The organism is Bacillus sp. B.PNR1, assembly GCF_030386235.1.
GTDB lineage: Bacteria > Bacillota > Bacilli > Bacillales > Bacillaceae > Bacillus > Bacillus stercoris.
In genome coordinates this window covers 65,260-85,693 of the sequence record NZ_JANYMN010000001.1, presented here as the reverse complement: position 1 = coordinate 85,693, position 20,434 = coordinate 65,260, and the positions used below count along the sequence as shown (strand labels likewise).

Below are 20,434 nucleotides of genomic sequence, written 5' to 3'. Positions count from 1 at the left end.
CAATGACAAAAGAAAAAGAGCATAATCTTAGAAAATGATTATGCTCCGTTTTCCTCCTCGCTCAGAAGCTCGGCCGTATTGATTTGTGGCGAAAAACCAAGTTCATTGACAGCAGATTCAATGGACCATGGCCGGCCCGGATTATCAGAGACGGCGTAATAAGTGCCGTACCGGATATTGGTTTCAATGGCGGCTTTAAAAATTGACAGCAGATCAGGGTGAGAAAGCAGTGTCTTTTTCGTCCGTTCTTTTTCATGCAGCGTATCCATTTCATCTGTGACGACTGTTCCGATTCGAAGGTTGATCACTGAAAGCTTTTTTTCCAAATAAAACAAATGGCCGATCTGTTCAGACGTCAGCTTTAATACACCGTACAAGTTTTTTGACAGCGGATAATCGCTTGTTGTGATTTCCCGTCCTAAGAGCGAGTGCCCGTCTTTTTCGTATACATCTGTGACATGATTGCTGCTGGCGAACACGAGCTTTTGAATGCCGAGCTCTGCTGCCGCGCGGCACAGATAATAGCTTGCCCTATAGAAAACATCCGTCATTTTTTCAAACTCAGCGATGTCCATGACATCGTATTTAATTTTGACAGCCAGTAAATTTAAGATCACATCGGTATCTTTCGGAATCTTCTTCAAGAGATCCTCGTAGTTTGCGGCGTCAGCCTGAATGAAAGAGGCTGTGCCATCGAAATGGTCTTTATCAAGCACTGTCACTTCATAATCTGAAATAAGCCCTTCAGCAAGCAGTCTCCCTATCACACCATTTCCGCCGGCAATCAGCACTTTTTTCACTGTGTTCACTCCCCTTTTTTATAGATTGCCCATTTTCGGCGGGGCTGACACTTTTTTTGGCACTCACATGCTTTGGTTTATTCAAAAATCACCCGCAGCTCTTCAAGCGCCCGAAATCCAAAAAGCGGCCGATATCGCCATTCAGAATCTGCGAGCTTCAGGCTGGGCATTCGCTGCAGAAGGGTGTTAATCGCAATTTGCGCTTCTAATCGTGCCAACGAGGACCCTAAGCAAACATGATGGCCATGTCCGAATGAAAGATGCGGATTAGGGCTTCTCGTAATATCGAAGACATCGGGGCGTGTGAATATGCTTGGATCTCGATTAGCCGCCCCTAACAAAAGATAGACTTGTTCTCCTTGACGGATTGTCACCCCGCTGATGTCAATATCCTCTGCCGCAACTCTGGCTGTCATTTGCGTGGGGCTTTCATATCGCAGAGATTCCTCGACTGCTGTACCAATAAGATCTGGATTTTCTCTCAGTTTCAAAAGCTGTTCTGGGTGCTGCAGCAGACAAAGGACTGAATTGCTGATGAGATTGACCGTTGTCTCATGTCCGGCGATCGCCAGCAATATGCACGTAGATGCTGCTTCCTCTTCCGTCAGCTTATCCTTTTCTTCTCCCTTCAAGAGCATGCTGATCATATCCTGTTGAGGGTGGTGTTTTCTCTTTTGAATCAGCTCTCTGAAATATGCCATAGCCTGTACAGCAATATGATTGCCCTCTGTTAATCCCTTTCTTGACCGGGTAAAATCAATCGTTTGAATGAGACTCGCAGCCCATTCCTTTAATTGCTCCCGATCTTCCTCCGGCACACCTATAATGTTAGCGATGACGAAGCTTGCTAACGGAAAAGCAAAGTCCGAAATGACCTCCATCTTTTTTTCACCTTGCACCTGATCGAGCAACTGGTGAACAGCTTCAATGATGTACGGCCGATAACACTCTGTTGTTCGCGGCGTAAATGCTCCGCTGGCAAGCGTCCGCAATCGTCGATGATCAGGCTGATTCTGAAACAGCATCATTTGATTTTGCACATGTGTAAGGTCCTGATATTTGGCTGATCTTTCAGGCAGCGGTGTGCGGACTTTGAATCTCGCATCTTTCAAAATAGCTGCCGTTTCTTCATATCCCGTGACATACCAGCCCGGATATTTAAAGAAACTCCCTTTATATATAGGATGAACAGCTCGCAATGTGTCGTAAAAAGGATATGGATTTTTCAAAAACTCAGAAGATGCATGTAAAGATGCAATTGTCATGTGATCTTCTCCTTTCTGTTCAAAAATAAAAGCAATCGACATCACACCGATTGCTTTTATTGATTCTTTCAGCTTTTCGCGCTTAAACTGGCCTTCATTTCTTCGACTGATTCAACTTCAAAGCCTAAATCACTCAGCATTTTATGATCCTCGGTCTCCTCTTGCCCGGCAGTTGTTAAGTAGTCTCCGACAAAAATGGAGTTTGCGGCGTAAAGCCCTAATGGCTGCAATGAGCGGAGATTGACCTCTCTTCCTCCGGAAATGCGAATTTCTTTTGATGGATTGATAAAACGGAACAGCGCCAGCACTTTTAAACAATACAGCGGGTTTAATTCGTTGACGCCTTCTAATGGCGTACCATCAATCGCATGCAAAAAATTCACCGGAATGGAATCCGCGTCAAGAGCCTTTAAGCTTTTGGCGATGTCAATGACATCCTGTTTTGTCTCCTTCATTCCGATAATGGCGCCTGAACACGGAGACAGTCCAGATTCTTTGGCGATTTCAACCGTATTGACTCTGTCATCGTATGTATGTGAGGTCGTGATGTTTGAATGGTTTCTCTGCGAAGTATTCAAATTATGATTATAACGGTCTACTCCTGCCTCTTTGAGCCGCTTCGCCTGCTCTGGCTTTAACAGTCCGAGGCACGCACAAACCTTCAATCCATACGTCTCTTTAATTTCCTGTACCGCATCTACGACCTGATCTACTTCTCTGTTGGACGGCCCTCTGCCGCTTGCCACGATACAATATGTGCCGATATTCAGATCGTGCGCCCGCTTTGCGCCTTCAAGCAGCGTTTCCTTATTCACCATCCGGTAAGACTCAATTGGTGCTTTCGAAATGGCAGACTGTGAACAATAGCCGCAGTTTTCCGGGCAGAGCCCTGATTTCGCATTCATAATCATATTGAGCTTTACTTTTTTTCCGTAAAAGTGTTTTCTGATGTGAAAAGCCCCGTGCATTAATAGCAAAATATCTTCATCCGGACAATTTAATATTGAAAGCGCCTCTTCGTCTGTCACTTCTGCTCCAGTCAGCACCCGGTCTGCGAGTTCCATCCATTGATTCATTCTCATACCCCCACTTGATTCATCAGTAATGATAGATTGATATGGTCTTTTACCATATGTAGAACCGTTTCTTTCGTCACGTTGGCAAGCTTTGGCGTAATCCCTAAAACCGGCACACCGCATAAGCGTTCAATCATCTCAGGATTGGTTTTTTCAACTTGATCGGGAGAATTACTGATTCCATTGATGATAATTCCGGCGATTGGAAGTCCCATGCTTTCTGCATATTTGACAGTTAAAAAGGTATGATTAATGGTTCCAAGGTTTGGACGCGCCACAATAATCATGGGAAGCTGTAACGCTTTTATGACATGACTTACCAAATAATCCTCTCCCAAGGGCACAGAAATACCGCCCGCACCTTCTACGATGAAGCATTCATGTTTTTCTTTAATCCGCTCCCAATGGCTTAAAACCTCTTCCATGGTGACAGTCTTTCCCTCGAGTTTCCCTGCAACGTATGGTGCAAGGGGCGCTTTGAAGGCAAAAGGCGTAATGTCTTCATGAGAGAGGACGGTCTGCGACATGTCTTTCAGCAGACTTGTATCACTATCTGGATGATGGCGTGATATACCGCTTAAAAATGGTTTATACACCCCAACATCTTTGTTATGTTCTCGCAATAATGCTGCGATTCCGCTGGATATAACCGTTTTCCCCACTTCTGTATCTGTTCCTGTCACAAAAAAACCCCTCAAATGATGTGCAGCTCCTTTCCGATTGAATGAAATGTTTGCAGCAAATGAGCAATATCACCCGTACTGTGATCCGATGTGATTGTGATTCGAATCCGGCTTTCACCTGGCGCAACGGTCGGCGGCCGAATGGCAGGAGCATAAATCCCCTTGCCCTGCAGCTTTTCAGAAAATATGACTGTTTTATGGGCATCCCCGATGACCACGGGAATAATCGGCGTGTGATCTCCTTTCACGACATAACCCATATTCTTCAGACTGGTTCTGATCATGCTGATATAAGAAAATAAAAGCTGCCGTTTTTCCCTGCTGGCTTCAATCACGTTGAAAGCCTCGTGAGCAGCCGCACAGCTGGCTGGCGGAATAGCGGTTTGAAAGATAAATGTTCTGGCATGGTTCAGCAAAAAGTCGATGGAGACAGCTGATCCTGCCGCAAAACCTCCTTCCGCGCCAACAGCCTTGCTTAAGGTGCCGATCACAATGTCGGGACAAACACCAAAATATTCACTCGTTCCTCGCCCTGAATCACCCAAAACTCCTGTTGCGTGGGCATCATCAACGACCACGAAGGCATGATAGCGTTTCGCAAGCGATATGATCTGGTCAAGAGGAGCAATCGTGCCATCCATGCTGAATACTCCGTCTGTTACGATAAAACGGCGCTGATAACGCTGCGTTTCATTCAGCTTGTTTTCAAGATCATTCATATCAATATGCCGATAAACAACTGTATCAGCCTTAGAAAGTCGGCAGCCATCGATCAGACTTGCATGATTGAGCTGGTCACTTAAAATGACATCTTCCTTTTCTGGCAAAGATGAAAGGACACCGACATTGGCCAAATAACCGCTCGAAAACAATAGCGCCGCTTCTGTCCGTTTAAAGCAGGCAATCTTCTTTTCTAGCTTTTCATGCCAGATCGAATTGCCCGTCGTTAAACGTGAGCCGCTGCTTCCTGTCCCAAATTGCTGCAATGCTGTTTGGGCTGCATCGATCAAACGTCTATCGCTTGCGAGTCCTAAATAATTGTTTGAGGACCAGACCGTTTGATTCTTGCCATCAATGTTCCTCTCTGGAACCGGCGCTCCATCCATTGACCGCAGGTTACGATGTACGCCGGCTTCTTTCATTCTGTCTAACCGCTCGTTCAGCCATGAATCAATCTTCAAGGCTCGTAACCTCTTGGATCGCTTGTTTCATAATGGCAACCATTTCCCCGAGCTCTTCAGCTGTACTGGCGAGAGGAGGCAGAAATGCAATCACGTCCCCAAGCGGCCTTGTCAGCATTCCCAGCTCTCGCATTTTTAAGGAAACTTTGTATCCAACCCGCCGATCAGCCGGATAAGGCTCTTTGGTATCCTTCGACTGAACAAGCTCTGCACCGCACATAAAGCCAAGCTGCCGAATATCCCCCACGTGAGGAAGAGCAAGCAGATCTTGAAGAAGGAAATGGAGCTTTTCACTTTTTTTCGCTACTTGTTCCACAATGTTTTCAGATTCAAATAATGCCAGATTTTCAAGCGCAACCGCACATCCAAGCTGATTGCCTGTATAGGAATGGCCATGGAAAAAGGTTTTTAGGTTTTCATAATCATCATAGAATGCCTTATAGATGTCTTCCGTGGCAAACGTAACAGCAATTGGCAAATAGCCTCCTGTAATGCCTTTACCTGCAGCCATCAGATCAGGCTGGACATTCTCGTGCTCGCACGCAAACATTTTTCCTGTACGGCCAAAGCCTGTAGCAACTTCATCAACGATCATTAAGACATCGTATGTTGTACACAGCTCGCGCACCCCTGCCAAATATCCTTCCGGCATCACGATCATACCGGAAGCCCCTTGTACCATTGATTCTATGGAAAGCGCGGCAATTTCCTCGTGATGTTCCTCAAGCAGCTGTTCAAGCTCTCGCAGGCACTGATCACGGCACTCATCAGGATCACCGCTTTCAGAGCGATACACATAAGGAATCGGGGCCTTGTAACTCTCAAACATCAACGGGCCGTATACGTGGTGGAACAATTCAATTGAACCGACACTGACGGCGCCAATCGTATCACCGTGATACCCGTTTTTCATGGCGATAAATTTTTGTTTTTGGGGCTTCCCGATGTTCTTCCAATACTGAAACGCCATTTTTAAGGCTATTTCCATCGCTTCTGCACCGCTGTCTGAATAAAAGACCCGCGTAAGCTTTTTTGGGCTGATGTTGATTAATGCTTCAGCAAGCTGGGTTGCAGGAACGTTGGTCATGCCTAATAACGTGGAGTGCGCGATTTTTCCGAGCTGCTTTTTTATGGCGTCATCTAATTCCTTTTTACGATGCCCGTGGACATTTAGCCAAACTGAAGAAAAACCGTCATAGTATTCCTTGCCGTTTATGTCTTTGACTTTGATTCCCTTGCCGCTTTCGATGATTAAGGGGTTTTCATCATAATCTTTCATTTGGGTAAATGGCAGCCAGAGATACTTTTTACTTTTTTCTATCAAATCATGAGTCATGATCTTCCTCCCACTCTATTAAAATAGGCTGCTTCTCCAGATCATGTATGTACGTGGTTACATCTTGGGAGCCATCAATAAAAAAGACTCGGCAGCCCGCTTCAGTCCCATATTCTTTCATTGCTGTAATACGCTGATAGCCTAGTTTTTTACCCGCAACATAGCCTGTTATGTAATCCGGATCATCCGACCAGCATAATTCTGCAATGGCTGCCGGGTGCCAGCTTACCTTTGAAGCAAGCGCAAGGGCCTCTTTTATTCTTGAATGTGCCGGCACGTGACTGTAAAGCGCCCATTTTTCAAAATTAGCGTCCGGCCAGTCCATCCTGGAGACCCGCACGCCTTTTTCTTTTGTTTGATCCATTCGTCTGCCTGTGTGAATATCAAACAGCACCGCTCCCCTGACATCCGACCATTCAGGGATTTGTTCATATGCTTTGTCAATCACGTCTCGTGAAACGCCTGCTTTTTCCAATAACAATCGGGCGAGCTTTTGTCCTTCTTCCGGAGAGCTCACTTTATTCGTATGAACAGGCAATGGCTGAATGGTTTTTATCGGTTCATGAACCTCTTCAAATTGAATTTGCATAAAATCAGGTTTTCCTCTTGAATGGGATAATCCTTTTTCCAATAAGGCATTGACTGTACGCTTCATCTCATGGAAAGGAATAAGCCGTTCTCCGCCGGATATATGCTTTCCGCCGTCTTCATGAGATCCATTCACAGAAGCTCTCATTCTGACACTATAAAATGTTTCTTCTTGCATGTTTCCTCGCCCTTTCACTGATAACTGAAGAACGTATATCACATCCTATTCTAAATGTTAACCATTTATAAATTAAAGTTAACAATTAGAATATTATTATTCACATACGATTCTGTCAATATAGGAATTGTGGGGCCGGACCTGAAACGAGCAAAAAAGACCGTTTTACAGTAAAACGGTCCTAGCCTTAGATATCTATTCCTCTGCGTTTTTTTGATTTCGATACTTGATGAACAGGCCGATTCCATTGACCATCATCAGCCCAAAAATCGTATTGCCTAACGGTGCCCAGCCATTCTCACCTGTGAATAATAAGGACAGGGCCACCTTCCCAACAAGTGTCACATTCAATAGGATTAAACCAAATAAAAGTGACCGCTTCCAGAAAGCAGCCAAAATAAAACCGAGAAAAACCAGCATGAAAGCAATTGTTACAACAGCCGAGACCGGACTGCTTAAAAGCATTTGCTCGAATTCCAGCACTTTTTTCATTTGCAGATCAATCTTCTTAGGTTCCGGAAACCAGACCATACTGCTCATCATCAATACAAAAGTGACGAGGACACCTTTCCAGCTGCGCTTATACGCAGCATAAACCAATACTAATAAAAAAAGGGGTCGAATATACCAGCTGAATGGATTGAGATGCCGCCGGAAAGCCCAATCCATTATGTCTTGTCATTCCATTGGTTCCACTTCCCTCGCTTCAATTCTGCGCCTTTCCGCCTGTTTCCTGTAACCGTCACAGCCATGTTTGCAAAAAACGGACTGCTTTATGCCTCATGACTGCTGTTTCGAAATGTCCTGAAGCAGAACGGACCACCCGGTAGCAATCAGAAGCTCCCTGTCCAGCATAGACATCTGCCAGTTCTTTTTCGATTTTGTCCACGCCCTCGGCCGGCGTTAACCGATCGTGTATTCCAACAAGACTAAGGTGCGGGCGCGGCGCAATCAGGCTTTGGATCTCCGATGCGGAAAAATGCTTTGCAAGAGATGGGACGTAATAATAAAAGCCGTGCCTGTCAAGATTCTGTGTTTTGATCAGCACGTGATGATCTACCTGGCTGCACAAATCAACACACACCTTAATCCGGTCATCGAGCGCCGCTGTCCACCACGCCATCAACCCTCCCATAGACATGCCAATGGTACCGATCCTGTCAGGCTGAATATCAGAGCGTGACTGCATATAATCTAACGCTCTTAAACTGTCATAAATCATCATCCCCCACATCACTTTTCCGGTCAGAAGCATTTCTTTAAAAATCTCGCTTTCCGCTTTTCCCCGCCGATCTCCAAATCCCCAATGATCAATCGCAAGCACGCCGTATCCGAGAGAAGTAAGCTCATCAGAAAAAGAAGGCGTTTTCAAATAATCCGCTCCCTCAATCAGTTCACTTTTCCCCCTGTCATACCGGCCCCCATGTGAATGCTGAAACAATACGGCTGGGCAAGCTCCTTCTGTTATCCTCGGCTTCACAAAATAAGCGGGCACCTTTTCAAGTCCATTTAAATCGAGCAGGAGCGTTTCAACGATATTTTCTCCTCTTTCTTCAATACGTAATGTCTCAACACTTATTGGCCCCCGGTCAGGCAAATCACCAAGCAATCGAAACAGTTGCTCTCTTCTTTCAGCTCTCATCCCATCACCCTTCCTTATTCGCTTACTTCACATTTACGAGACAGATCTGGGTTCCCCTTTATTTTTCCAAAACAAATCACATCTTTTACTAAATATTTAGTAAATATAACGAAATATTCCGAAAATAATCATTGTAACCGCTTACTTTTATATGATAGTATCAATTTATCAAAAACAGGTGAGTTAATATTTTACTAAATAGATGAGAGGGATTTCCATGGTTCGTATTAAAGATATCGCTTTGAAAGCTAATGTTTCCAGTGCAACTGTTTCCAGAATTTTAAATGAAGATGAGTCGCTTTCTGTTGCGGGCGAAACGAGACAAAGAGTCATCAATATCGCTGAAGAGCTTGGTTATCAAACCGTTGCCAAACGCCGAAAAGCCCGTGGGCAAAAACCGCGGGCCCAGCCGCTGATCGGCGTGCTGAGCTGTCTGTCCCCTGATCAGGAAAGGCAGGACCCTTATTTTTCTTCCATTCGCAAAGGCATTGAAAAGGAATGCTTTGAACAGGAAATTTTTATTACAAACTCGATTCATCTCGGCTCCTTTCAGGAACATATCTTTCGGGAATTGGATGGTGTCATTGTCATCGGCCGTGTTCATGATGAAGCGGTTAAGCATATTAGCGGAAAGCTGGAACATGCCGTATTCATCAATCATTCTCCTGATCCGCAAACATACGATTCGATTAGCATCGATTTTGAATCGGCTTCACGCCAGGCGATTGATCACCTTTTCGACTTAGGCTACAAACGGTTAGGCTACATTGGCGGACAGGAAAAAGAGCATACGCTCAAGGACGGCCAAAGCATTCGCAGAACCATTGAAGACAAACGCCTCACCGCTTTTTTGGAGTCAGCCGCCCCCCAGCCTGAGCATGTGCTGATTGGAGAATACAGCATGCGTGAGGGCTATCGCCTGATGAAAAAAGCAATCGCTCAAGGCCATCTGCCTGAAGCATTCTTTATTGCCAGCGATTCCATGGCGATCGGTGCATTAAAAGCGCTTCAGGAAGCCGGGCTGCAAGTGCCGCGGGATACTGCAATCGTAAGCTTTAACGGGATTGAGGAAGCTGAATTTGCCAGCACGCCTTTAACGACGGTGAAGGTATACACAGAGGAAATGGGCCGGACAGGCGTAAAACTGCTGCTTGACCGTCTTAAGGGACGAACCCTTCCCCACCATGTCACCCTGCCCACAACATTAATCGTAAGACAAAGCTGCGGATGTACAGCTAAGGAGGTGACATAAGCAAATATTCATCACGATGATAAGGAGGAAAAGATGAAACACACTTTTGTTTTATTTCTCTCTCTTATTCTGCTTATTCTGCCCGGATGCTCAGCAGAGAAAAGCTCAGCAGATACCGCAAAAAAGACGTTTACCATTTATTCCACAATGTCAACCGACAGTGAAAGAGATACGTTCAGAAAACTGGCGGCAGCATTCGAAAAGGAACACAGTGACATTCATGTCAGCCTTCATTTCCCAGGCAATGACTATGAAAATATGATGCGTGTCAGAATGGCGGCCAATGATTTGCCTGATCTATTCGATACACATGGCTGGGGGAAAATCAGGTACGGAGAATATACAGCGGATCTCCGGAAGATGGAATGGACTCAAGATCTCGATCCCAATTTAAACAGCATCCTCAAAAATAAAAGCGGAAAGGTGTATGCCTATCCGATCAATCAGGCAAAAGACGGCCTGGCGTATAACCGCAATGTTTTAGACCGTTATGGCATTGCCCCGCCGGAAACCATGGATGACTTTATCAAAGCGCTGAGAACGATTAAAGAAAAGAGCAAGGGAAAGATTGTGCCCTTCTGGTTTGCCGGCTATGACAAAAGCTCATTCGCTCAATATTACGACCAATTCGCTACACCTCTTCTCATCACAGATCCTGCCCATAATGAAAAAAAACAGCTCATCAACGGCACTTTTCAATGGAGTAAATTCACTTATTTATCAGAAACCCTCAAACAAATGCAGAAGGAAAAATTGATGAATATCGACGCCGTCACGGCAAAAAAATCACAGCTTATTGAATTAATGGCCCAAAACAAAATCGCCTTTACAATGCAAGGCGGCACACTCGGCCAAGACGTTGCCCAGATCAATCCGAACGTCAAGGTCGGCATTATCCCGACACCTGCCATACATCCCGGTGATGACCCAATATGGATTGGCGGTGAACGCTACACGCTTGCAGCATGGAAAGATTCGCCTCACTTAGAAGAGGCAAAAGAATTTATCACATTTATGGCCCGCCCGGCCAATGCCAAACAAATGGCTGAGGCCACATCACTTCCTTCAGGGCTGACCAATGTGAAAGCTGATATTTTCTACGCAAATGATTATGAGCATTATCAAAATGTCAAAGTTGAGCCTTACTTCGACCGTTTATACTTGCCAAACGGAATGTGGGATGTCCTGGGCACGGTCGGACAGGAGCTTACGGCTGACATTTTGGAGCCTCAAGACATTTCGAAGAAGCTGGGAAGAGAATATAAACGACTCCGGGAGCAATCGGAAACACAGGGGGCTGAAAACAATGAGTGAGATCGCAAGGGACGTTCATGTGAAACAGGTTAAGCCAAAAAAGCAGTCCTCACTTTGGTGGATGTACATTCCTGCTTTGCTCTCCGTTCTGGTCTTTATGATTTACCCGTTTGTGAAAGGCACATTGATTACCTTTACAAACTGGAACGGCTTTTCACAAGTCTACCAATGGGTAGGATTCGCGCAATATGAAAGGCTGTTTTCTGACCCTGACACGTGGCACATCTTAAAAAACACCCTGCTTTATGGGCTTGGCAGCACTTTTTTTCAAAATGTGGTCGGGCTTCTGTACGCTCTCCTCTTGAATCAAAGCATTAAAACGAAAGCGCTAACAAGAACAATTGTCTATTTGCCGGTGATGATCAGTCCGCTCATTATGGGCTACATTTGGTACTTTTTCTTCTCCTATGACGGAGGCGCGCTCAACGATTTGCTCGGTGTCTTCGGCATCAGCCCTATTAATGCGCTCGCCAGCCCATCGCTCAATCCATGGATTATTGTCATGATTAACACCTATCAATATGTCGGGATCGCTATGGTTGTCTACTTAGCCGGGCTGCAAAGCATTCCGAAAGATTACTATGAAGCAGCACAAATGGATGGCGCGAAAAAAGGCCAGCAGTTTTTCACCATCACGCTGCCGCTGTTAATGCCCTCCATTACCATTAATATGGTCATCAACATTATCGGAGGCTTAAAGCTGTTCGACGTCATCATTGCGCTCACCGCGGGCGGCCCCGGAAATGCATCACAATCCATGTCCACGTTTATGTATGATTTGTATTTCAAGCGACAGGATGCCGGCTATGCTGCAACACAAGGCATATTTATGGCATTTGTCATTTTGATCATCAGCTTTTGCGCGCTTGCGTACTTTAAAAGAAAGGAGGCGGAAATGTCATGAGAGCCGCCCGTTCAAAAAACACGCGGATCATTACGCTTCTTGCCGCCATTGTAGCCTGTGCGCATTTTATTCCCTTTTATATTCTGCTGACTACTTCATTGAAAGCAAAAGGAGACTACAGTTCGAAATGGATATTTCCAGCCGACATCTCCTTTCACAATTTTTCAGAGGCGTGGGAGCGTGCTTCGCTAGGAAACTCTTTTATGAACACCATGATCATCACAGGTTTTTCTGCCTTGTTATTAATTATATTCGGCTCACTTGCCGCCTACCCGCTTGCCCGGCGGGAAACAAAACTGAATAAAGCCGTTTTTGCCTTGCTGATTTCCATTATGATCATCCCTCCGTTAACTTCCATGGTCCCTTTGTACCGAATGGTCGTGGACGCCGGAATGGTCAATACACATGCCATCGCCATTTTGATCAATACAGCGGCTTACATGCCGTTAACCGTATTCTTGTATTCGGGCTTTATCCGATCGACCATTCCAAAAGAGCTTGAAGAAGCCGCAAGAATTGACGGCGCAGGGATGCTGAAAATCTTTTATACGATTGTGTTTCCTCTGCTGAAGCCGATCACTGCAACCATCTGTATTATTTCTTGTGTTTTTATATGGAACGACTATCAATTTGCCATTTTCTTTTTACAAGATCAAAAGGTTCAGACATTAACAGTAGCCATGGCAGGTTTTTTCGGAGAAAACGCCAACAACCTGCATTTAGTTGCCGCAGCGGCGCTTATGGCAATGCTGCCAATGGTTGTTCTGTTTTTGGCGCTGCAAAAATACTTTATTGCCGGCCTGTCTTCCGGAGCGGTAAAGGGTTAACACTAAAGGAGGAAGCATTATGAAAAAGATTACATTTATCGGCGCAGGAAGCACGATTTTCGCCAAAAATGTTTTGGGAGACTGCCTGTTAACAGAGGCACTGAACGGATTTGAGTTCGCGCTTTACGACATTGATCCCAAACGCCTGCAGGAATCCCAGCTCATGCTCGAAAATCTAAGAGACCGCTATAACCCGAGTGTGGCGATCAACAGCTATGATGACAGAAAACTTGCCTTGCAAAACGCAGGCTATGTCATCAATGCGATTCAGGTTGGAGGTTACAAACCGAGCACAGTCATTGATTTCGAGATTCCTAAACGGTATGGGCTGCGCCAGACGATCGCCGATACAGTCGGCATCGGCGGAATCTTCAGATCTCTCAGAACAATCCCGGTCTTATTTGACATCGCAAGAGATATGGAGGAAATGTGCCCGGATGCGTGGTTTTTAAACTATACAAATCCTATGGCTTCTCTTACAGGCGCCATGCTCCGCTATACCAATATCAAAACAATCGGGCTCTGCCACAGTGTCCAAGTGTGCACGAAGGATTTATGTAAAGCTCTCGGGATGGAGCATGACGGAATTGAGGAACGCATTGCGGGCATCAATCATATGGCTTGGCTTTTGGAAGTCAAAAAAGACGGCGCGGATTTGTATCCAGAAATCAAAAGGAGAGCGAAAGAAAAACAAAAAACAAAGCATCATGATATGGTGCGGTTTGAATTAATGGATAAGTTCGGCTATTATGTCACAGAATCATCCGAACACAACGCAGAGTATCACCCGTACTTTATTAAACGGAATTACCCTGAACTGATCAGCGAGCTGCAAATCCCACTCGACGAATATCCGAGAAGGTGCGTCAAGCAGATTGAAAGTTGGGAGAAAATGCGGGATGACATTGTCAACAATAAAAACCTTACGCACGAACGCTCAAAGGAATATGGTTCTAGAATTATAGAAGCAATGGAAACAAACGAGCCATTCACCTTCGGAGGAAACGTCTTAAACACAGGACTGATCACCAACCTTCCTTCAAAAGCGGTTGTGGAAGTGACATGCGTCGCCGACAGAAAAAAAATTACACCGTGCTTCGCCGGAGAACTTCCTGAGCAGCTTGCAGCCTTAAACCGGACGAATATTAATACACAGCTGATGACAATCGAAGCGGCTGTCACACGGAAAAAAGAAGCGGTTTACCAAGCTGCAATGCTTGATCCGCATACAAGTGCGGAGCTTTCCATGAAGGACATCATTTCCATGTGTGACGATTTATTTGCAGCACATGGCGATTGGCTTCCGGAATACAAATAAAAACTAGGGGATCGCTCTCCCCTAGTTTTTTGGTTTTGTTTCGCCTTCCCAGGCCATCATGCCGCCTTCAACATTGACTGTTTTAAAGCCTTGCTCATCCAGGTACTTGCAGACGTTCATGCTGCGCATTCCTGAGCGGCAGATAAATACGTATTCTTTGTCTTTATCAAGGGTGTCCATTTTTTCAGGAATATCCCCCATGCGAATATGAACGGCTTGCGGGATCATGCCTTCCGCTACCTCTTCATCTTCTCTGACATCAATTAAATATAATTCTTCGTCCGCCTCAATTTTTTCTTTCAAAGCGGCTGTGCTGATTTCTTTTATTTCCAAAGAAAACACTCCTATTCACAGTGATCATGTTCAGTATATCAAAGTCAGCTGAACGATTGCTATTCTGAGACTGATGAAAAAAATCCCCTTTTAGCAAAGGGGATTTTTTCTAGGCTTAGTTTGCCACAATATTGACAAGCTTGCCAGGCACCGCGATGATTTTCCGAATCGTTTTGCCTTCAAGCTGCTCTTTGACCTTTTCATCAGCTTGAGCAAGCTGTTCCAGCTGTTCTCTCGTTGCATCGGCAGGAACCTGTAATTTCGCTTTTACTTTTCCGTTCAGCTGAACAACGATTTCAACTTCATCATCCACAAGTTTTGTTTCATCATATACAGGCCAAGCTTCGTAGGCAATTGTGCCGGAATGGCCAAGCTTCTCCCAAAGCTCTTCCGCTAAGTGTGGCGCGACAGGAGAAAGAAGCTTCACGAAGCCTTCCATATATTCTTTCGGCAGTTCTGTTGCTTTATAAGCTTCATTAATAAAGACCATCAGCTGGGAAATACCCGTGTTGAAACGAAGGCCTTCATAATGGTCTGTGACTTTCATGACTGTTTCATGATACACGCGCTCCAATGTTTCACCAGCGCCTTCAACGATTTTGCCATTAAGCTCACCGCTGTCTTCAACGAATAGGCGCCATACACGGTCAAGGAAACGGCGCGCGCCGTCTAATCCTGATTCAGACCAGGCGATTGAAGCATCAAGAGGTCCCATGAACATTTCGTACAATCTCAGTGTATCAGCACCGTGAGAGGCCACGATTTCGTCAGGATTGACAACGTTCCCTTTAGATTTACTCATTTTTTCGTTGTTTTCGCCGAGAATCATTCCTTGGTTGTACAGCTTTTGGAACGGTTCTTTCGTCGGCACTACGCCGATATCATAAAGGAACTTATGCCAGAAGCGGGCATACAGAAGGTGAAGCACGGCATGTTCTGCACCACCGATATACATATCGACCGGAAGCCATTTTTCCAATTTTTCTGGTGATGCCAGCTGATCCGGATTGTGCGGATCAATATAGCGCAAGAAATACCAGCAGCTTCCCGCCCATTGCGGCATTGTATTCGTTTCTCTTCTTCCTTTTTTCCCTGTCTCAGGGTCTGTGACTTCCACCCACTCTTTAATGATCGCAAGCGGTGATTCGCCCGTTCCGCTCGGTTTGATTTCATCCGTTTTCGGCAAAATCAGCGGCAGCTCCTCTTCCGGGACAGCTGTTGACGTTCCGTCTTCCCAGTGAATGACCGGAATCGGCTCGCCCCAATAACGCTGGCGGCTGAAGAGCCAGTCACGAAGGCGGTACGTCACTTTCTTCTCGCCGTTTTTCGTTTCTTCCAGCCAAGCGATCATTTTCTCAATCGCTTCCTGTTTGTTAAGGCCGTTCAGGAAATCAGAGTTCACATGCTCGCCGTCGCCAGTGTAGGCTGCTTCCTCAATGTTCCCGCCTTTTACGACTTCCTTCACCGGAAGGCCGAATGTGTTGGCGAATTCAAAATCACGCTCATCGTGGCCAGGAACAGCCATGACAGCACCTGTTCCGTATGATGCAAGCACATAATCCGCAATCCAAATCGGCAGTTTTTCTCCGTTTACAGGATTGATTGCATACGCTCCTGTGAATACGCCTGTCTTTGTTTTCGCAAGATCCGTACGCTCAAGGTCACTCTTTGATTGAATTTCTTTGATATAAGCTTCAACAGCTTCTTTTTGCTCAGCCGTTGTGATGTTTTCCACCAATGCGTGTTCCGGAGCAAGGACAGTGTATGTAGCGCCAAACAGTGTATCTGGTCTTGTTGTAAACACCGTAAAGGATTCATCATGTCCATCTATAGCAAAATGAACGTGAGCGCCTTCCGAACGGCCGATCCAGTTGCGCTGCATATCTTTAATGCTTTCCGGCCAATCAAGCTCTTCCAAGTCTTCAAGGAGCCTGTCCGCATAGGCTGTGATTTTCAGCATCCACTGCTTCATTGGGCGTCTCTCTACCGGATGGCCGCCGCGTTCGCTCTTGCCGTCAATGACTTCTTCGTTGGCAAGAACCGTACCGAGTGCAGGGCACCAGTTTACAGGCACTTCGTCAACGTAAGCAAGGCCTTTTTCATAAAGCTTTAAGAAAATCCATTGCGTCCATTTGTAGTATTCAGGGTCAGTCGTATTGATTTCACGATCCCAATCATATGAGAAGCCAAGCGCTTGAATTTGGCGGCGGAAATTATCAATATTCTGCTTCGTAAACACAGCGGGGTCGTTCCCTGTGTCAAGTGCGTATTGTTCAGCCGGCAGGCCGAATGCGTCCCAGCCCATTGGATGAAGGACATCATATCCCTGCATGCGCTTCATGCGGGACAGAATATCCGTTGCTGTGTATCCTTCAGGATGGCCGACGTGCAACCCAGCTCCAGACGGATAAGGGAACATGTCCAGCGCATAAAATTTTTGTTTTTCATTATTATCAAGAGTGGCAAATGTTTTGTTTTCAAGCCAATATGTTTGCCATTTCTTTTCTATCTCTTTGTGCTGAAAACTCAAAGTAAAAACCTCCTTCTGATTGAATACGGCGTGTATGGTTCAAGTATTGACGGGAAGGAGAGGATTATATTCAGAATATTCCCAAACTAAAAAAAACTCCCTCATCCCTAAAAGGGACGAGAGACTTTCGTTTTCCCGCGGTACCACCCTCGTTAGCGCGGCATACACCGCACTCACTTGATACTTTTAACGCAGTTATGCGTCAGCGGCTTTTCACCGCTGCAACTCTGAGGTGAGTTCGGAAACAAACTTGATTGACTTTCACCAGCCGTCAACTCTCTGCAACAATATCTGTTTCTTACTGCTCCTCTTCATTGTTCTTATCGCAACCGTAATCTAACTGTATTTTATAGAATTCTGTTCATAAGTGCAAGCAGGTTTGTATACAATGGGAATGTACCCTGAACGGGCGAAGATTGAGGACAATTATTCGGGTGGAGTTTTGGTTTGACGTTTGGACTCGGCCGGTTCGCCTCCGCTGTTCATTTCTCTCACAAAGTCAAAACTTCTGAGAACAGCTTCACCGCCGTAGCCTGAGATAATGGATAAGATGACAAGTTGAATTCCTGAATCGGGGTCAGCGGATAGTACAAGTAAAATGGAAGCTGTCATTCCGATAAACCAATCTTCCAAAAATCCAAGGTAGATAAACCGCTTCGTCATTCTGGGCTTCTCCAGCCTGCCTCTCTTTTTAACGTGACCGAGAATCCCCATGATTCCTCCAATTACACAAGCAATAAGTACCTGATGCAGCATCTTCATCATCACCTTCCTAAAGCCCTTATTTCGTAAAGCGACTTCAGGCCATCCAGCCCCCTTAAACGATTCCGATGATTTACGATATCTACATACCGGCAAATCTGAAAAAAGCTTGTTTCTTCCATTATATGTGAACACATGATCGGTAAGCTTGATGCATTGGATTCATTTTTCACCCAGTGACATTGACCTAGTTACCTATTTAGCATGTCAAAACCTTTCCGTTCATATGTTCATATTCTGTTCTTATTTTTAGTGTATACGAGGACAAGCCCTAATGACAAACAACAAACTGCGCTTGCTTGAATCAGAACATGTGTTGTGCTAGGGTTACTGTAGAATTCATTTAAAAAAAGGGGAATATCAGGCTTTCGCATAGCAAGCTGACGGCCTAAGGGGGATTTATATGGCTAGTTTTCAATCATTTGGGATACCAGAACAGCTGGAAATCATCAAAAAAGCGCTTGATCACGCGCGAGTCGGTGTGGTAATTACAGATCCCGCACTTGAAGATAATCCTATTGTCTACGTCAATCAAGGCTTTGTTCAAATCACCGGCTATGAGGCCGAGGAAATTTTAGGAAAGAACTGCCGTTTCTTACAGGGGAAACACACAAACCCCGCTGAAGTAGACAACATCAAAACCGCTTTACAAAATAAAGAGCCAGTCACCGTTCAGATCCAAAACTATAAAAAAGACGGAACGATGTTCTGGAATGAATTAAATATTGATCCAATGGAAATAGAGGACAAAACGTATTTTGTCGGAATTCAGAAAGATATCACCGAGCAAAAAGAGTATGAAAAACTTCTCGAGGATTCCCTCACAGAAATTACTGCACTTTCAACTCCTATTGTCCCGATTCGCAATGGCATTTCGGCTCTTCCGCTAGTCGGAAACCTGACAGAGGAGCGATTTAATTCCATCGTTTGCACATTGACGAATATCTTATCAACATCCAAAGATGATTATTTGATCATTGATTTATCTGGATTGGCCCAAGTGAACGAACAAACGGCCGACCAAATTTTCAAGCTGAGCCATCTGCTGAAATTGACCGGAACTGAGTTAATCATTACCGGCATTAAGCCTGAATTGGCCATGAAAATGAATAAACTGGATGCCAATTTTTCGTCGCTGAAGACATATTCAAATGTAAAGGATGCCGTTAAAGTGCTTCCGATTATGTAAAAAGATCCCGCTCATCCGGCGGGATCTTTTATTTATGAAGAGATTGATGCCTGCTTTTTTGTTTCTTTAGCTGATTTTAACCGTTTGTCATATAAAAGCGTTGTGGCAATACTGATCAGCAGCAATACCAACAGAGATAAAACAAGAGCCTTAATGCCGTAATGGTCGACAAGCACTCCTCCGAACAGAGGGCCAATCATTCTGCCGCCAGTCGCCGCACTGTTGACAAAGCCTTGATAAAAGCCTTCTTTCCCTTTAGGGGCAAGCTGATTGGCAATCGTCGGCACTGCAGGCCAAACAAGCATTTCTCCGATCGTCAGGATCACCATCGCAGCCAGAAACATTGGAAATTGCTTTGCTGTCAGCAACATGCTGAAAGACACAATAAAAATGATAAAGCCGATGACCATTTGCGCTTTTAGCGACTCGGCCAATCTTTTCACCACAAAACCGACAAGCGGCTGGCCAAGCACAATGAGAATTCCGTTAACCGTCCAGAGCACACTGTATAAGGAAAGAGAGATTCCAATGCTTTGTGTGTACGAAGCAATTGTGGTGGACCACTGAGAATAAGCCAGCCATCCGAGTACATAGCCTCCGCTTAAAATGATGAGCGCGGCAAATTTTGCTTTGCTGTTCACAGCATCATAATCAAGCACAGATGTTTGGGACGCATCTCCCGTCTGAATATTTCGAAATCCGAAATATACGATAAAGAAAAAGACCAGATACAATACGGCATTCGCCAAAAATACATATGAAAACGAGAAAGATGCAACGGCACCGCCAAGCGCTGAACCGACGGCCACACCTGCGTTTTGCGCGACGTATATCGCATTAAATGCCTTCCTTCCCCCTTCAGGCCATACCGATCCTGCCATTGCGTAGCTAGCCGGAAAAACAACACCGGAGCCAAAGCCCACAATCGTCAGCAGCACAATATAGGCCGGCCAATCATGAAAAAAGACAAGGCCCATCAGGCTTGCTAACGTAATCGCAATCCCAAGCATAATCGATTTAAAGCCGCCAATTTTATCAAACAAAAAACCGCCGCATAAATTTCCAGCTACACTGGCGCCGGAATTCAGCATCAGGACAAGTCCGGCTACTGTTAACGATTTTCCCAAATGGTTATGGATATAAATCGTATTCAGCGGCCATAAAAAAGAAGCACCCGTCACATTGATAAACATTCCAATAACTAATATTTTAAGAGCACGCGGCATACTCATCCCCCTTTCTTCCCTAAAAAAGCT

General features: G+C 45.2%; 19 protein-coding genes and 1 other annotated feature. Of the genes, 6 read left to right on the top strand and 13 right to left on the bottom strand.

What is annotated here, in order from left to right:
• Positions 1-38: 38 nt before the first annotated feature.
• The 9 genes from NZD81_RS00515 to NZD81_RS00475 all read right to left on the bottom strand — a co-directional run bounded on the left by NZD81_RS00515 (position 39) and on the right by NZD81_RS00475 (position 8,749).
• Entirely contained in the window at positions 39-800 is a 762-nt protein-coding gene (locus tag NZD81_RS00515) for an NAD-dependent epimerase/dehydratase family protein (protein ID WP_014665045.1), read from the bottom strand.
• Between the two features lie 77 nt (positions 801-877).
• Positions 878-2,065, bottom strand: a complete 1,188-nt coding sequence (bioI, locus tag NZD81_RS00510) for a biotin biosynthesis cytochrome P450 (protein WP_282373142.1) — start codon at positions 2,063-2,065, stop codon at positions 878-880.
• A 68-nt stretch (positions 2,066-2,133) separates the two neighbouring features.
• A complete protein-coding gene (gene bioB / locus NZD81_RS00505) occupies positions 2,134-3,141 on the bottom strand; it encodes a biotin synthase BioB (RefSeq protein WP_172640547.1) in 1,008 nt (335 codons plus the stop codon).
• Positions 3,142-3,143: 2 nt separating this feature from the next.
• The gene (bioD, locus tag NZD81_RS00500) at positions 3,144-3,839 is read right to left on the bottom strand and encodes a dethiobiotin synthase (protein WP_282373147.1); all 696 of its coding nucleotides are present in this window, start codon (positions 3,837-3,839) and stop codon (positions 3,144-3,146) included.
• On the bottom strand, positions 3,836-5,005 hold the full coding sequence (gene bioF / locus NZD81_RS00495; RefSeq protein WP_282373149.1) for an 8-amino-7-oxononanoate synthase: 1,170 nt from the start codon (positions 5,003-5,005) through the stop codon (positions 3,836-3,838). Before bioF ends, bioD begins: the two co-directional genes overlap by 4 nt.
• Entirely contained in the window at positions 4,995-6,341 is a 1,347-nt protein-coding gene (gene bioA / locus NZD81_RS00490) for an adenosylmethionine--8-amino-7-oxononanoate transaminase (protein WP_282373150.1), read from the bottom strand. Before bioA ends, bioF begins: the two co-directional genes overlap by 11 nt.
• Positions 6,331-7,107: a 6-carboxyhexanoate--CoA ligase gene (gene bioW, locus NZD81_RS00485; protein WP_069150105.1), complete on the bottom strand. Its 777-nt coding sequence runs from the start codon at positions 7,105-7,107 to the stop codon at positions 6,331-6,333. Before bioW ends, bioA begins: the two co-directional genes overlap by 11 nt.
• A gap of 195 nt (positions 7,108-7,302) precedes the next feature.
• Entirely contained in the window at positions 7,303-7,776 is a 474-nt protein-coding gene (locus tag NZD81_RS00480; RefSeq protein ID WP_251988905.1) for a hypothetical protein, read from the bottom strand.
• Between the two features lie 73 nt (positions 7,777-7,849).
• Complete coding sequence (locus NZD81_RS00475; protein WP_040082081.1) at positions 7,850-8,749, bottom strand: dienelactone hydrolase family protein; 900 nt, start codon at positions 8,747-8,749, stop codon at positions 7,850-7,852.
• Positions 8,750-8,966: 217 nt separating this feature from the next.
• On the opposite strand from NZD81_RS00475, the gene NZD81_RS00470 reads away from it, so the two are divergent.
• From NZD81_RS00470 to melA, 5 genes are read left to right on the top strand one after another with little or no spacing between them, the layout of a single operon-like run.
• Positions 8,967-10,001 carry a LacI family DNA-binding transcriptional regulator gene (locus tag NZD81_RS00470; RefSeq protein WP_040082080.1) on the top strand — a complete coding sequence of 345 codons (1,035 nt, stop codon included), beginning with the start codon at positions 8,967-8,969 and terminating at the stop codon, positions 9,999-10,001.
• 33 nt (positions 10,002-10,034) lie between these two features.
• Positions 10,035-11,315, top strand: a complete 1,281-nt coding sequence (locus tag NZD81_RS00465) for an ABC transporter substrate-binding protein (RefSeq protein WP_282373151.1) — start codon at positions 10,035-10,037, stop codon at positions 11,313-11,315.
• On the top strand, positions 11,308-12,219 hold the full coding sequence (locus tag NZD81_RS00460) for a carbohydrate ABC transporter permease (RefSeq protein ID WP_069150108.1): 912 nt from the start codon (positions 11,308-11,310) through the stop codon (positions 12,217-12,219). The genes NZD81_RS00465 and NZD81_RS00460 overlap by 8 nt, the downstream gene beginning before the upstream one ends.
• Positions 12,216-13,046, top strand: coding sequence for a carbohydrate ABC transporter permease (locus NZD81_RS00455; RefSeq protein WP_134975914.1), 831 nt, complete (start codon positions 12,216-12,218; stop codon positions 13,044-13,046). Before NZD81_RS00460 ends, NZD81_RS00455 begins: the two co-directional genes overlap by 4 nt.
• 19 nt (positions 13,047-13,065) lie before the next feature.
• Positions 13,066-14,364, top strand: a complete 1,299-nt coding sequence (gene melA / locus NZD81_RS00450) for an alpha-galactosidase MelA (RefSeq protein WP_095432465.1) — start codon at positions 13,066-13,068, stop codon at positions 14,362-14,364.
• Positions 14,365-14,385: 21 nt separating this feature from the next.
• On the opposite strand, the gene NZD81_RS00445 is transcribed toward melA, so the two are convergent.
• The 3 genes from NZD81_RS00445 to NZD81_RS00435 form a co-directional block, all read right to left on the bottom strand.
• Positions 14,386-14,697 carry a rhodanese-like domain-containing protein gene (locus NZD81_RS00445; RefSeq protein WP_014665058.1) on the bottom strand — a complete coding sequence of 104 codons (312 nt, stop codon included), beginning with the start codon at positions 14,695-14,697 and terminating at the stop codon, positions 14,386-14,388.
• A 115-nt stretch (positions 14,698-14,812) separates the two neighbouring features.
• Positions 14,813-17,227 (bottom strand): leucine--tRNA ligase, encoded by a 2,415-nt coding sequence (gene leuS, locus NZD81_RS00440; protein WP_014665059.1) that lies wholly within the window; start codon positions 17,225-17,227, stop codon positions 14,813-14,815.
• Positions 17,228-17,336: 109 nt separating this feature from the next.
• Positions 17,337-17,551 (bottom strand) — a binding site (T-box leader).
• 102 nt (positions 17,552-17,653) lie between these two features.
• A complete protein-coding gene (locus NZD81_RS00435; RefSeq protein ID WP_003223352.1) occupies positions 17,654-17,989 on the bottom strand; it encodes a DUF4257 domain-containing protein in 336 nt (111 codons plus the stop codon).
• 403 nt (positions 17,990-18,392) lie between these two features.
• Here NZD81_RS00435 and ytvA point away from each other — a divergent pair, with 403 nt between their 5' ends.
• Complete coding sequence (gene ytvA, locus NZD81_RS00430; RefSeq protein WP_282373156.1) at positions 18,393-19,178, top strand: YtvA family blue-light photoreceptor; 786 nt, start codon at positions 18,393-18,395, stop codon at positions 19,176-19,178.
• A gap of 32 nt (positions 19,179-19,210) precedes the next feature.
• On the opposite strand, the gene NZD81_RS00425 is transcribed toward ytvA, so the two are convergent.
• Positions 19,211-20,404 (bottom strand): MDR family MFS transporter, encoded by a 1,194-nt coding sequence (locus NZD81_RS00425; RefSeq protein ID WP_147772393.1) that lies wholly within the window; start codon positions 20,402-20,404, stop codon positions 19,211-19,213.
• Positions 20,405-20,434: the final 30 nt, after the last annotated feature.

Excerpts from the sequence above, each read along its gene's own strand:
- bioI (WP_282373142.1), bottom strand. The coding sequence starts at position 2,065 with ATGACAATTGCATCTTTACATGCATCTTCTGAGTTTTTGAAAAATCCA.
- bioB (WP_172640547.1), bottom strand. The coding sequence starts at position 3,141 with ATGAATCAATGGATGGAACTCGCAGACCGGGTGCTGACTGGAGCAGAA.
- bioA (WP_282373150.1), bottom strand. The coding sequence starts at position 6,341 with ATGACTCATGATTTGATAGAAAAAAGTAAAAAGTATCTCTGGCTGCCA.
- bioW (WP_069150105.1), bottom strand. The coding sequence starts at position 7,107 with ATGCAAGAAGAAACATTTTATAGTGTCAGAATGAGAGCTTCTGTGAAT.
- NZD81_RS00480 (WP_251988905.1), bottom strand. The coding sequence starts at position 7,776 with ATGGATTGGGCTTTCCGGCGGCATCTCAATCCATTCAGCTGGTATATT.
- NZD81_RS00475 (WP_040082081.1), bottom strand. The coding sequence starts at position 8,749 with ATGAGAGCTGAAAGAAGAGAGCAACTGTTTCGATTGCTTGGTGATTTG.
- NZD81_RS00470 (WP_040082080.1), top strand. The coding sequence starts at position 8,967 with ATGGTTCGTATTAAAGATATCGCTTTGAAAGCTAATGTTTCCAGTGCA.
- NZD81_RS00465 (WP_282373151.1), top strand. The coding sequence starts at position 10,035 with ATGAAACACACTTTTGTTTTATTTCTCTCTCTTATTCTGCTTATTCTG.
- NZD81_RS00460 (WP_069150108.1), top strand. The coding sequence starts at position 11,308 with ATGAGTGAGATCGCAAGGGACGTTCATGTGAAACAGGTTAAGCCAAAA.
- NZD81_RS00455 (WP_134975914.1), top strand. The coding sequence starts at position 12,216 with ATGAGAGCCGCCCGTTCAAAAAACACGCGGATCATTACGCTTCTTGCC.
- melA (WP_095432465.1), top strand. The coding sequence starts at position 13,066 with ATGAAAAAGATTACATTTATCGGCGCAGGAAGCACGATTTTCGCCAAA.
- NZD81_RS00435 (WP_003223352.1), bottom strand. The coding sequence starts at position 17,989 with ATGAAGATGCTGCATCAGGTACTTATTGCTTGTGTAATTGGAGGAATC.
- ytvA (WP_282373156.1), top strand. The coding sequence starts at position 18,393 with ATGGCTAGTTTTCAATCATTTGGGATACCAGAACAGCTGGAAATCATC.
- NZD81_RS00425 (WP_147772393.1), bottom strand. The coding sequence starts at position 20,404 with ATGCCGCGTGCTCTTAAAATATTAGTTATTGGAATGTTTATCAATGTG.